Genomic DNA, 12,415 nt, shown 5'->3' with positions numbered 1-12,415 from the left:
CCACGATCTCGATCGCTGGCCGGAGCGCCGGTTCCGCGCTCCTGGGGTGGCCCGCAGTGGGTCGCTACGCGACGTGTCGTCGTCCGCGTGCTGAGGCGCGGTGCCGCGTTCGCCGTGGACAGTTGGTCCGTGGCACGACAGAGGAGGACCTTTGGCCCGACGAGGTCAGCGCCAGTCCGGAGCCGCCAGTGGCACCGGCCGCCGGCAATCCGGCGACACCCGGCGCGAGGCCGGCGACACCCGCCGGCAGTCCGGTGACGCCCGCCGGCAGAGCTCGGGCGGCCGTGGCGCCTCGGGTGGGAGCAGCGGCCGGCGCCGCCCGGCCAAGGACGCCGAAGGCCTGATCCCGGTCCTGGCGAAGGCCGTCCGCGAGGTCGAGGGCGCCGTCGAGCGGGCCGCGATCAAACCCTCGACCCGGACGAAGTTCCAGGTCGTGGCGATGCTCGTGCGCGAGGAGCGCGCCCGGGTGAACGCCGAGCCGTCGGCCACCGACGCGTACCGCGCCGAGCAGCTGCGCAGGCTGGACGGGGTGGCGACCATCCTGGCGAAGACCGCCGCCCGGGAGCCCGCGCTGCTCGCGCTGCTCGCCGAGGACGCGGTGATGTCCGAGGCCGCCGTCGCCCTGCGCCGCGAGATGCTGACCGCCGCCGGCCTGGAGGTCGCCGAGGAGGCGCCCGCTCCGGAGCCCGAGGTCGCGCCCGAGACCGCCGTCCGCCGGGTCGTTCCGCAGACCGTCGTCGCGCGCCAGCTGGCGAACCCGTTCCTCACCCCCGACTTCAGCGCCGCGCCGGTCTCCCGGCCGGTGCGCCCGCGCCGGCTCGCGGGCTGGGAGCTGATCACTCCCCTGCTCCGCTCGTTCGAGTACGCCGCCGCCTCGGCCAGCATGCCGCTGCCGGAGGCGGCGAACCTGCGGACGACGACCGGGCAGGAGCTGATGCCCCATCAGGCCCGCCTGATCGCCTCCGCGGCCGCCGGCCACCGCACCTTCCTGCTCGCCGACGAGCCCGGCCTGGGCAAGACCGCGCAGGCCCTGCTCGCCGCCCGCGCCGCCGACGCGTACCCGCTGCTCGTCGTCGTCCCGAATGTCGTGAAGACCAACTGGGCCCGCGAGGCCCAGCTCTGGACGCCGCAGAAGAAGGCGACCGTGATCCACGGCGACGGCGACTCGATCGACGGGTTCGCCGATATCGTCGTGGTCAACTACGAGGTGCTGGACCGGCACGTCGGCTGGCTCGGCGAGCTCGGTTTCCGCGGCATGGTCGTCGACGAGGCGCACTTCATCAAGAACAAGAAGTCGCAGCGCTCGCGCAACGTGCTCGAACTCTCCGACCGGATCCGCAGCCGCTCCACCCGGCCGCTGCTGATGGCCCTCACCGGTACGCCGCTGATCAACTCCATCGAGGACTTCACCGCCATCTGGCAGTTCCTCGGCTGGACCGACCAGCAGGGCCCGCGCGCCGACCTGATGGAGGCCCTGGAGGAGACCGAGCTGGTCCCGGCCGACCCCGGCTTCTACGCCGCCGCCCGGTCCGCCGTGATCAACATGGGTATCGTCCGCCGCCGCAAGGTCGACGTCGCCGCCGACATCCCGGCCCGCCGGATCGCCGACCTGCCGGTCGAGCTGGACGGCGCCGTCGGCCGCTCGATCCGCGAGGCCGAGCGCGAGCTCGCGGCCCGGCTGGTCGCCCGGTACCACACCGCGCTCGAGACCCGGACGTCCGGCGTCACGGTCGAAGGGATCGACCACGAGCTGGTCCGCCGCGTCGCCGGCTGGGAACGCCAGGAGATGGACAACAAGAAGACCGGTGAGAACGTGTTCTCCCTGGTCCGCCGGATCGGCCTGGCGAAGGCCGGCCTGGCCGCCGACTACGCCGCCCAGCTCGCCCAGAGCGTCGGCAAGGTGGTCTTCTTCGCCCGCCACATCGAGGCGATGGACACCGCCGAGGAGTTGTTCGCCGAGCGCGGTATCAAGTTCTCCTCGATCCGCGGCGACCAGTCGGCGACCAAGCGGCAGAAGAACATCGATGCCTTCGTCAACGACCCCGAGGTCTCGATCGCGGTCTGCTCGCTGCTCGCCGCCGGGGTCGGCCTGAACCTCCAGGTCGCCTCGAACGTCGTCCTCGCCGAGCTCTCCTGGACGAACGCCGAGCAGACCCAGGCCATCGACCGCGTGCACCGGATCGGCCAGGAGGAGCCGGTGACCGCCTGGCGGATCATCGCCGCCCAGACCGTCGACACCCGGATCGCCGACCTGATCGACTCCAAGGCCGGCCTCGCCGCCAAGGCCCTGGACGGCTCCGACGAAGAGGTCGGCTCGTCGGCCGACATCCAGCTCGAAGCCCTGGTCTCGCTGCTGACGGACGCCCTCTCGAAGGGTTAGCTAGAGGGCGCTCCGCCGGTACGCCGGCAGCGCCTGCTTCAACTCGCTGTACGCCGGGATCGCGTGGTGCCCGAGCCGTGTCGACAGCCACGGCTTGGCACCCGCCACCCGCAACCACCCGTCGCGCTGACGCGCCAGCTCCGCGGCAGTCACCAGCACCTCGACCCCGGCCGCGTCGATCTCCCGAACCCGCCGGACGTCGACCACCACCGTCGCGCCCTTGGTCGTGATGACCCGACGCAGTTCCTCCGCGAACGAATCCGCCGTCCTGTCGTCGACGGCCCCGGCGACCTTCACCACCACGCACGCGCCCACCGCGGACCACCCGCAAACGAACGGCCCGCTCCCGTCGACCGGCTGACTCCCAGCTCTGACCACTCGCGGCTGACTCATCCACACCACTCCTCACTCCGACGAGCCCTCTAACCGAAGTACCCACTCACATTCCCCGGCCGGAAAGTCCGAGGCTGAGGTTGAGGGTCAGGTCGACCAGAGGGCGAGCTCAGCGGCCCGCGGGTTGTCGTGCAGCTCTGAGGTGGGGTGGTTGAAGATGTGCACCGGGCGGGCGGTTGCGGAGAGCGGCGGCCAGCCAGGCGCGCCCGTGGCGGCGAAGGCGACCCAGGTGGCATGCATGTGGTCGGCGAGGGCCTGCGGGGCGGCGCTGCCGTAGAGCGGGGAGGTGGCGGTGCCCAGGGTGTCGAACATGAAGGCGAGCTCGAGGGAGTGGCAGGCGCCGACGCCTTCGAGCGGCGAGGGCCAGGCGAACTCGTAGAGGTACGTCGGCCCGTGGTCGCGCTGTGCGGTCGCGAGCTTGAGAGTCGGGATGGTGAAGGTCGCGTCGGTGAGGACGTCGGAGACCACATCGCCGGGGGTCGCGCCCGGACGATTGGCGGCGTACGCGGCGCCGAGCTCAGGCGGGAGACCGCGAGCGGCGAGGGCTGCGGGCAACATCTCCGGCGTGATCGCCGCGGCCAGGCCCGAGGGCACGGTGAAGAAGTGGAACTCGTCGGCAGTGGTGCCGGCCAGCAGTTCGATTCCCGCAGCCGCGCCGGCAGCGATCGTGCGCACCGGGACGTCGAAGATCAGCTCGCCGTCGATCACCGGCATGAACGGCATGATGCCGCCGCCGGCCCGGATCGTCGACACGCCCCAGCGCTCGGGGTCGGGTTTGGCGCGCATCTCCATCGCGACCGAGCGCTGCGCGCCGATCAACTCGTCGAGACCGACCGAGGCGAGCCCCGCGGCCGAGCATTCGACGCCGAGCCGGCGCGCGATCTCGGCGGACACGGCCACGGCGTCCGACTCCTGCGCGGCGACCGACGCGGAGCCGCTCTGCATGATCACCCGCCGGAAGAGGCCCTTCGCGGCCGGGATCGACATCAGCGTGGCGACACTCATCCCGCCCGCGGACTCACCGGCGATCGTCACCTGGCCGGGATCGCCGCCGAAGGCCGCGATGTTCTCCTGGACCCAGCGCAGCGCCGCGACCTGATCGAGCAGACCACGGTTGCTCGGCGAGCCCGGGACCACGCCGAACCCCTGGATCCCGAGCCGGTAGTTCACCCCGACGAGGACGACGCCGTCGCGCGCGAACGCCGTCCCGTCGTACTCCGGGACGGCGTTCGACCCGTTCCGGAACGCGCCGCCGTGGAACCAGACGAGGATGGGCAGCCCGCTGCCGCCCGGCGTCCAGACGTTCACGTTGAGGCAGTCGGCGCCCGGGATCAGCGGGTTCGACAGCAGGCCGTCGTACGGCGGCTCGTACGGCGGCTGCGGTGCGGTCGGGCCGAGCTCGGTCGCGTCCCGCACGCCCTCCCAGCTGACCGGCTGCGGCGCGGCGTAGGCCTGCTCACCCACGGGGGCCGCGGCGTACGGGACGCCGAGGAAGGCGGTCACCTCGCCGTCGCTGCGCCCTTTGATCTGTCCACCCGTAGTCACCGCGAGAGCATCCACGCAGCCCATCCTCACAGAATCAGTGACAACAACAAGGTCAGGCCGAGGCCCATGACCGAGATCACGGTCTCCATCACCGACCAGGTTTTGATCGTCTGACCGACCGTCATCCCGAAGTACTCCTTGACCAGCCAGAAACCGGCGTCGTTCACGTGCGAGAAGAACAGCGAGCCGGCGCCGATCGCAAGCACGATCAGCGCCACCTGGGTCGCGCTCTCCCCCGCGGCCAGCGGCGCAACGATCCCGGCCGCGGTGACGGTGGCGACCGTCGCGGAGCCGGTCGCGAGCCGGATCAGCACGGCGACGATCCAGCCGAGCAGGAGTGCCGAGAGGTTCGCCGCGATGGCGATCTTGGCGATCGCGGTCCCGGTGCCGCCGTCCACCAGAACCTGTTTGAACCCGCCGCCGGCGCCGACGATCAGCAGCACCCCGGAGATCGGCAGCAGGCTCTCCCCGATCTTGCAGCCGAGGACCGGCACGGTGAAACCGACCGCTGTGCCGAACGTGAACATCGCCAGCAGGACGGCGAGCAGCAGGGCGACCACCGGGTCGCCGATGAACTGCAGGAACGGGTAGATCGCGGCGTCCTTGCTCATCCAGACGTCGGCGGCGGCTTTGATCAGCATCAGGACGACGGGCGCCAGCACAGTGGTGAGGGTCGCGGCGAACGTCGGCGTCCGCGTCCGCTCGGTGTCGCCGGATGCGCTGCCGACCTCGAGCGCCGTACCGGAGGCGCCGATCGGCACCCAACGCGCGGCCAGCCGGGCGAACAAGGGGCCTGCGACAACGACCGTCGGGATCGCGACCAGCAGACCGAGGGCGAGCGTGATCCCGACATTCCCGTTCAGGACGCCGATCGCGGCCAGCGGTCCCGGGTGCGGCGGGACGAACCCGTGCAGGACGGACAACCCGGCGAGGGCTGGAATCCCGAGCAGCATCGCCTTCGCGCCGGACCGCCGGACGGCCAGCACCACGACCGGGATCAGCAGCACCAGCCCGATCTCGAAGAACATCGGGATGCCGATGATCCCGGCGATCAGCGCCATCTTCCACGGCAGGCCGCCGGCCCTGCCGCGGAGCAGCGTGTCGACCACCTGGTCCGCGCCGCCGGAGTCCGCGAGCAGTTTGCCGACCATCGCGCCGAGCGCGATCAGCACCCCGACGTACCCCAGCACGCTGCCGACGCCGTTCTCGAACGACTTCGTGACCGCGCCCGCGGCGACGCCCGAGGCCAGGCCGACGAAGAGCGCCCCGATCGTCAGCGCCAGGAACGCGTGCAGCTTCACCGCGACGATCAACGCCACGATGATGGCGATCCCGGCCGCCGCCACGATCAGCACCCGGGTGTCGTGCCCGTTCCACGGCGCATGCACATCGCCGCCTGCCGCCAGCACCTGAGCCGCTACCACCAGTTCGCCTCCTGACCGACCGTGTCCCGCCCCTCACGCCAAGTCCTACACCATTGGTCGCCGATGTATTTCGGCGGCCCATTGCCGCTTGCTGCAATTCGGTCGGCAGGCGCGTGGATGCGCTGTTAAGGTCGCTGCTTCCGCGCGGGAGGTGGCAGCAGTGATCGAGGTCGATGCGCTGACCAAGGAGTTCTCGCGGCCCGACGTCCGGCCGGGGCGGTTCGCCGGGACGCGGTCGCTGTTCACCCGGGCGCGGAAGGTGACGCGCGCGGTCGACGGGATCAGCTTCCGGATCGACGCGGGTGAGCTGATCGGGTTCCTCGGGCCGAACGGCGCGGGGAAGTCGACCACGATCAAGATGCTGACCGGAATTCTGGTGCCGACGTCCGGCACGGTGACAGTCGCTGGGCAGGTGCCGTGGCGCGACCGGCGGCAGAACGCCCGGACGATCGGCGCCGTCTTCGGCCAGCGCACCCAGCTCTGGTACGACCTCCCGTTGCGCGACTCGTTCGGGATCATCCGCGACCTGTACGGGATGGATGCCGCCACCTACCGCACCCGGCTCGGAGAGTTCACCGAACTGCTCGGCCTCGACGAGTTCATCGACACCCCGGTGCGGTCACTGTCCCTCGGCCAGCGGATGCGCGGCGACCTGGTCGCCGCGATGCTCTACGCGCCGCCGATCCTCTATCTCGACGAGCCGACCGTCGGTCTCGATGTCGTTGCCAAGGGCAAGATCCGCGAGTTCGTCGCAGAGATCAACACCCGCCGCGGCACCACCGTCGTCCTGACCACGCACGACATGGACGACGTCGAGCGGCTCTGCCGGCGGGTGATCATCATCGACCACGGCGTCCTGCTCTACGAAGGCGACCTCGAATCGCTCAAAGCCCGCTACGTGACGACACGTGACATCGTCGTCCACGCCACCGAGTTCGACCTGACCAGCGTCGCGTCGCCGTTCGCGGAGGTCCTGACTGCGGGCCCGGCCAAGGCGACCTTGCGGTTCGCGCCGGCCACGACCAGTACGCCGAAGGTCGTGCACGACTTGACCTCGCGGTATCCGATCACCGACCTCTCCGTCCTCGAACCCGATCTCGAGGACGTCATCCGGCAGCTCTACACCGAACGCCGGACGGGCTGATGCGCGAGCGTCTCACCGGGGTCCGCGGGCTCTACCGGGCCGGGTACCGCTCGGTGCTCGCCTACCGCGCCGACCTCTGGTTCGGGATCGCCGGGCTCGTCATCCAGGCAACGCTGACAGTCGTCGTCTGGCGGGTCCTGTATGCCGGGCACGACGAGGTGGCCGGGATCGACCGGTCGACCGCGGTCTCGTACGCCGTTCTCGCGGCCGCGATCCAGGCCGTGATCATGCCCTGGCAGTTCTCGTCGCTGCCGTTCCGGGTGCTCCGGGGCCAGATCGGCGTCGACATGATGCGGCCGCGCTCGCTGATCAGCCAGAACCTCGCCCAGGCCGTCGGCACCATGGTCGGCCGGCTCCCGATCGGCGTCGCGGGCCTGCTCACCGGGCTCGCGCTCGGCGGCGTCCAGCCACCGCGCAGCGCAGCCGGTCTGGGGCTGTGGGTCATCTCGATGTCACTCGGGATCGCGAACATCCTGATCGTGAACCTGCTGGTCTCGATGACGGCGTTCTGGACGCTCGAGATCGGCGGGTTCATGATCGTCTACCGGTTCGCGACGGCCTTCCTGTCCGGCGCGCTGATCCCGCTCTGGTTCATGCCCGGTTGGCTACAGCCGATTCTCGGCTGGCTGCCGTTCCAGGCGCAGATGTACGCCCCGTTGTCGATCTGGTTCGGCACGCGGGACGGCGTCCTCGGCGTCCTCGCTCTTCAGGTGGGCTGGGTCGTCGTGCTGTTCGGGCTGCTCCAGCTCGTCTGGCGGCGGGCGGTCCACAAGGTGGTGGTGCTCGGTGGCTGAGTCGGTGTTGCGGCAAGAGGTGCGGGCCGGGCGGATCCTGCTCCGCGCCGCGTGGCGGGCGGCGATGGGGTATCGGGCCAACTTCCTGATGACAATCATGGGCGGCGTCGCGCTCCAGGGGACGCAGTTGCTGTTCCTCGGCGTCCTGCTGGCCAAGTTCCAGGTCATCGACGGCTGGCGGTTCAACGATCTCGCATTCCTGTTCGCGCTCCGGCTGGCCGCGCACGCGATGTACGTCGTCCCGTTCGGCGCGATGATCCGGATCGACCAGGCGGTGCAACAGGGGGACATGGATCGCTACCTGATCCGCCCAGCGGGCGCCTACCTGCAGGTCATCACGAGCTACGCCCCGCTGATGGCGCTCGGCGACCTGCTCCTGGGCTGCACCGCGCTCGCGATCTTCGCGCCGCAGTCCTCGGTCGACTGGTCGCCGGTCAAGGTGGCGTTCCTCGTCGCGGCAGTCCTCGGCGGCGGGCTGGTCGAGGCAGGCCTGCAGACCTTCCTGGCCGCCTTCGCCTTCAAACTCACCTCGACCATGTCGATGCGCATCCTCGCCGACGACACCATCTCCCGCTTCAGCGGCTACCCGCTCACCATGTTCGGCCGCTGGGGCTTCCTCTCCCTCACCTTCCTCTTCCCGATGGCCTTCATCGCCTACCTCCCCGCCACCGTCCTCCTCGGCCGCACCGACCAGCTCCCCATCCCCACCTGGCTCGCCGCCGCCTCCCCCGCCGGCGGCCTCCTCGTCTTCACCCTCGCCCTGATGTTCTTCAACCGGATGATCAAGCACTACAACAGCCCAGGCAGCTGACCGCCTCGCTGGCTGTCCTCGCGGCCATGCTCTTGGCGCTGATCGCAGCCGTCCTGCTGGCCGGAGTCCTCGGGTGGGGCGAGTTCGAGCACTGGCACGCCTCCGGACGTCGGCTCGGCAGCGGAGCCGGAGCTCCGGACGTCGTGGTCGTGCTCGGACCTGGCTCGCCGGCTGGTCCGCGGCCGCGACTACCGGGCCGGCGAATGGATTCTCGCCAAGCCCGCACTTGCTGTCCTCGGTCGGCGGAACCTGCGCGGGTTAGATTCTTGACGTGGTGAAGTAAGGCTCGTAGCGTACGGCGGAGGTCCTGCCCCGCAACGAAAGGCGGCCACTCCGTGCCTACCGCCCGCATCATCCGCCGCGCAGTCGCGCTGGCGACCGCCGTACCGGTTCTGCTCGCCGCGACGATCACGTCGGTCGCGCCCGCGCAGGCGAAGAGCGACTTCAGCGTCAAGCCGTTCATGGGCTGGAGCAGCTGGAGCGTGCAGTCGTCGAACAACCCCGCCTACGGGACGAAGTGGCTGACCGAGGCGAACGTGAAGTCCGCCGCGGACTCGATGGCCAAGAACCTGCGCAGCTCCGGCTACACGAACATCAACCTGGACGCCGGCTGGAACGCGAACTGGAACTGGGAGTTCCGCACCGACGCCAACGGCATCCCCGAGGCCGACCCGGAGCGGTTCCCGAACGGGATCGCCAGCCTGGCCCGCTACGTGCACAGCAAGGGCCTGAAACTCGGCCTGTACGGCGGCGCCGGCCTGCAGACGGCCATCTACGACAAGAACGCGCCGATCCTGGGCACGAACTGCACCACCCAGGACATCACCGTCTACCCGCTGGTGAAGACCAACATGTGGGGCGGCGACTGGAAGATCGACTTCACCAAACCCTGCGCCCAGGCATACTTCGACTCGATCGCGAAGCGGTTCGCCTCCTGGGGCGTCGACTTCCTGAAGGTGGACGGCGTCCTCACCGAGAACGTCCCGGACATCAAGGCCTGGTCGAAGGCGATCGACCGGAGCGGCCGCAAGATGTGGCTGACCGCGAGCGCCTGGCCGATCCCCCGCGACGCCGGCGAAGGCCTCGCGCCGTGGGCCAACAGCGTCCGGGTGAACACCGACGTCGAGTGCTACTGCAACACGGTCTCGACCTGGACCAGCTCGGTCGACAACCGCTGGGAGGACCTGCCCAAGTGGCTGGACGTCGTCCGCCCGAACTACTGGCCCGACCTGGACTCGATGCCGATCAACAACAACACCGGCGTCGGCATCCAGGACGGCATCAACGAGATCGAGCGGCAGAGCGTCATGACGTTCTGGTCGATGGCCTCCTCCCCGCTGTACGTCGGCGGCGACCTGGCCAACATCGACCGGAAGGCGATCGCCATCCTGACCAACCGCGAGGTCATCGCCGTCGACCAGGCCGGCGTCATCCCCACCCAAGTTGCCGGCGGCAACCTGCAGATCTGGAAGAAGCGCCTCCCCGGCAACCGCCTGGCCGTCGCCGTCTACAACCTCGGCGACACCCCCGCCGACATCACCGTCACCTGGCAGCAACTCGGCCTCCACGGCACCCGCTGGGCCCGCGACCTCGTAGCCCACAAGAACCTCGGCAAAACCAACAAGTCCTGGACCGCCACCGCCGTCCCCCCACACGGCTCCCGCCTGATCACCCTCTCCTGACCTGCACCTGATCAGTTGCCGCTGGAGTCGCGTTTCTTGGGCTTCTTGGGCTTCTTGGATTTGGTTGGCTTCGGGTGGTCCGGTTTGCCCTTGGTCTCCGGCACGGTCCGCCCGGGCCCGGTCTTCGTCGATCGGGTCTGGGCGGTCCGGACGACCTCGGCTGTCGTTGGGGTGGCGAGCGGCGTCCGCGAGGGGACGACGGCGCTCGGCGGGCTCTCTGTAGCGGGCAGCTTCTTGTCCTGGGTTTGTAGGACGACGGCGGTCGCGACGACGGCGGCTGTGGCTGCGGCCAACCCGGCGACGAGCGGACGTCGTCCGCGCCGAATCGGCAGGACGGCGGTCACTGGCGTGACTGGCGGTGTGGCCGCGGCGGCGAGTTGGGCGGCGGTTGGTCGAGCGGCTGGGTCTTTGGCGAGCATCCAGAACAGGAGCCGTTCGAACTCGCCGGCGAGCTCCGGCCGGAGGTCACTCGGTGGGGCCGGGTCGCGTTCGACGTGCTGGTACATGATCGCGGCCGGCTCGTCACCCGTGAACGGCGGATGGCCGGTCACGAGCTGGTAGAGCACACAGCCGAGCGCGTACACATCGGACGCCGCCTCGGCCGGCTTGCCCAACGCGCGCTCCGGGGACAGGAAGTGACTCGTCCCCACGATCTGCCCGGTCGACGTCAGCGTCGTCGTACTCTCCCCCGCGAACCGCGCGATCCCGAAGTCGGCCACCTTGACCACGCCGTCGTCGGTCAGCAGCAGATTCCCGGGCTTGAGATCGCGATGGACGATCCCGTGCGCATGCACAGCCGCCACTCCGGCCGCCGCCTGCCGCACCAAACCCAGCGCCCGCTCCGCGCCGAGCGGCCCCTCCTCCCGGAGTACATCCGCCAGCGTCTGCTCGCTGACCAGCTCCATCACGAGGTAATACGCATCCCCGTACCGGCCGAAGTCGTACGCCGAGACGACATGCGGATCCCGAACCCGCGCCGCCGCCCGCGCCTCCCGCTCGAACCGCTCCGAACAAGCCAAAGTCCGCTCGACCGGCATCATCACCTTGACCGCCACCTGCCGCCCGAGCACCTCATCAGTGGCCTGGTACACCTCCCCCATCCCACCCCGCCCAAGCAACACCCCAAGCCGATACCGCCCACCGACAAGCCCCTTCACACGCCTCACCGCGGTTCGGTACCCCTCAACTCCGTCGCTGACGCACGCGGCTTCAGCGGTAGGCCTTGGCGAACTCTTCGAGGGGGTCGCCGAAGTAGCCCCAGGGCAGGGTGCTCACGCGGCCGAACATCGCGTCGGCGGAGACTCGGCCGTGGTCCTTGCCGACGTTCTTGAGCAGGCAGGCGTAGTTGTTGTGCGCTTGCAGATCGGGGGCCTCGCGGACGCGGTCCGGCTGCAGCCACTTCTGGTGGGAGGCGATCAATGGCTCCTCCCACTTCGAGGACAGCTTGACCAGCGCTGCCAGCTTCTTCGTGCGGCTCTCCTCGGAGATCGACAGTACGTGCAGCCGCGCCTCGGCGACCGCGTCGGTGAGCACCGTGCCGAGTACGCGCCCAGGCAACGCCCGCTCGGAGGCCTGGACGGCGAAGTCGAGCATCGCTTCGATCGTCGTCCCGTACCACTTGGGGGCGCTGGCGTGCACGAAGCTCGTATGGGCCTGGTAGTTGTCGGGATGCCGGGCGGTCGCCTCGTTGAACAGCTCCTGGTGAGTCTCCAGCGGTGCGCCGAGACCGATCGCGACCCACTGGTAGACGTTCCACGGGGCGGCGTCGTCCGGCGCGACGTCGATCGCCGCCTCGACCACCTCTTTCGCGGTCGCGAGGATGTCGTGGAACGTCGCGAACCGCTGCTCCGACACGTTCTTCGCCCGGGCGCCGGTTCGCACCTCCCAGGCCTCCTGGACCAGCGTCTGCCCCAGCCACAGCAGGAGCTCCGGATCCGCGCCGTCACGCTCGATCCGGGCCTCGAGCTGCTCCGACCGGCCGATGGCGGCCTCGCCGAGCGCCGACGTCCACAGCCCGCGCCGGTCCGGATCGGTCGCCTGCGCCTTCAGCCCGGCCAGCGCGCCGTCCAGGTCGCCCGCCTTGACGGCGTCGACCGCCGCGTCGAGCTCGCCGTCGGCCCAGGTCCGGTCGAGCACCAGCCCGTCCAGCGACGGCGGCCCGCTCTTCTTCCGCGAGAAGATTCCCATCCGCGCAGGATAGGGGCGGCGAGGGCGAGCACCTGACCAGATTGCACGTTGTTGC

The 12,415-nt window shown here is 70.0% G+C and carries 10 protein-coding genes; 5 read left to right on the top strand and 5 right to left on the bottom strand.

Annotated features, from left to right (window positions below):
* Window positions 1-151: 151 nt before the first annotated feature.
* On the top strand, window positions 152-2,380 hold the full coding sequence (locus HPO96_RS10835) for an SNF2-related protein (RefSeq protein ID WP_202885787.1): 2,229 nt from the start codon (window positions 152-154) through the stop codon (window positions 2,378-2,380).
* Here the strand turns inward: HPO96_RS10835 and HPO96_RS10830 are convergent, their stop codons facing one another.
* From HPO96_RS10830 to HPO96_RS10820, 3 genes are all read right to left on the bottom strand, one after another.
* Window positions 2,381-2,773, bottom strand: a complete 393-nt coding sequence (locus HPO96_RS10830) for an STAS domain-containing protein (protein ID WP_171673221.1) — start codon at window positions 2,771-2,773, stop codon at window positions 2,381-2,383. It abuts the gene before it with no gap.
* Window positions 2,774-2,860: 87 nt separating this feature from the next.
* On the bottom strand, window positions 2,861-4,333 hold the full coding sequence (locus HPO96_RS10825; protein WP_202885786.1) for a carboxylesterase family protein: 1,473 nt from the start codon (window positions 4,331-4,333) through the stop codon (window positions 2,861-2,863).
* An 11-nt stretch (window positions 4,334-4,344) separates the two neighbouring features.
* Window positions 4,345-5,706, bottom strand: a complete 1,362-nt coding sequence (locus HPO96_RS10820; RefSeq protein ID WP_337796622.1) for a GntT/GntP/DsdX family permease — start codon at window positions 5,704-5,706, stop codon at window positions 4,345-4,347.
* A gap of 196 nt (window positions 5,707-5,902) precedes the next feature.
* Between HPO96_RS10820 and HPO96_RS10815 the strand changes: the two genes are divergently transcribed.
* From HPO96_RS10815 to HPO96_RS10800, 4 genes are all read left to right on the top strand, one after another.
* A complete protein-coding gene (locus HPO96_RS10815; RefSeq protein ID WP_337796581.1) occupies window positions 5,903-6,886 on the top strand; it encodes an ABC transporter ATP-binding protein in 984 nt (327 codons plus the stop codon).
* Window positions 6,886-7,680 carry an ABC transporter permease gene (locus tag HPO96_RS10810; RefSeq protein WP_171673218.1) on the top strand — a complete coding sequence of 265 codons (795 nt, stop codon included), beginning with the start codon at window positions 6,886-6,888 and terminating at the stop codon, window positions 7,678-7,680. The genes HPO96_RS10815 and HPO96_RS10810 overlap by 1 nt, the downstream gene beginning before the upstream one ends.
* The gene (locus HPO96_RS10805) at window positions 7,673-8,491 is read left to right on the top strand and encodes an ABC-2 family transporter protein (RefSeq protein WP_171673217.1); all 819 of its coding nucleotides are present in this window, start codon (window positions 7,673-7,675) and stop codon (window positions 8,489-8,491) included. The genes HPO96_RS10810 and HPO96_RS10805 overlap by 8 nt, the downstream gene beginning before the upstream one ends.
* Before the next feature lie 335 nt (window positions 8,492-8,826).
* Window positions 8,827-10,173, top strand: a complete 1,347-nt coding sequence (locus HPO96_RS10800; protein WP_202885785.1) for a glycoside hydrolase family 27 protein — start codon at window positions 8,827-8,829, stop codon at window positions 10,171-10,173.
* An 11-nt stretch (window positions 10,174-10,184) separates the two neighbouring features.
* Here the strand turns inward: HPO96_RS10800 and HPO96_RS10795 are convergent, their stop codons facing one another.
* Together HPO96_RS10795 and HPO96_RS10790 are read right to left on the bottom strand one after the other, a co-directional pair.
* Window positions 10,185-11,294 carry a serine/threonine-protein kinase gene (locus HPO96_RS10795; RefSeq protein WP_337796621.1) on the bottom strand — a complete coding sequence of 370 codons (1,110 nt, stop codon included), beginning with the start codon at window positions 11,292-11,294 and terminating at the stop codon, window positions 10,185-10,187.
* Between the two features lie 88 nt (window positions 11,295-11,382).
* On the bottom strand, window positions 11,383-12,360 hold the full coding sequence (locus tag HPO96_RS10790) for a hypothetical protein (RefSeq protein ID WP_171673215.1): 978 nt from the start codon (window positions 12,358-12,360) through the stop codon (window positions 11,383-11,385).
* Window positions 12,361-12,415 lie beyond the last annotated feature (55 nt).

The organism is Kribbella sandramycini (genome assembly GCF_013131805.1).
GTDB classification, from domain to species: domain Bacteria; phylum Actinomycetota; class Actinomycetes; order Propionibacteriales; family Kribbellaceae; genus Kribbella; species Kribbella sandramycini.
Note: the sequence above shows the minus strand (reverse complement) of the source record. Positions and strands in the feature narration are given on the sequence as shown.

What these genes read in the sequence shown, in the direction of transcription:
- HPO96_RS10830 (WP_171673221.1), bottom strand. Translation starts at nt 2,773, where the DNA reads ATGAGTCAGCCGCGAGTGGTCAGAGCTGGGAGTCAGCCGGTCGACGGG.
- HPO96_RS10810 (WP_171673218.1), top strand. Translation starts at nt 6,886, where the DNA reads ATGCGCGAGCGTCTCACCGGGGTCCGCGGGCTCTACCGGGCCGGGTAC.
- HPO96_RS10790 (WP_171673215.1), bottom strand. Translation starts at nt 12,360, where the DNA reads ATGGGAATCTTCTCGCGGAAGAAGAGCGGGCCGCCGTCGCTGGACGGG.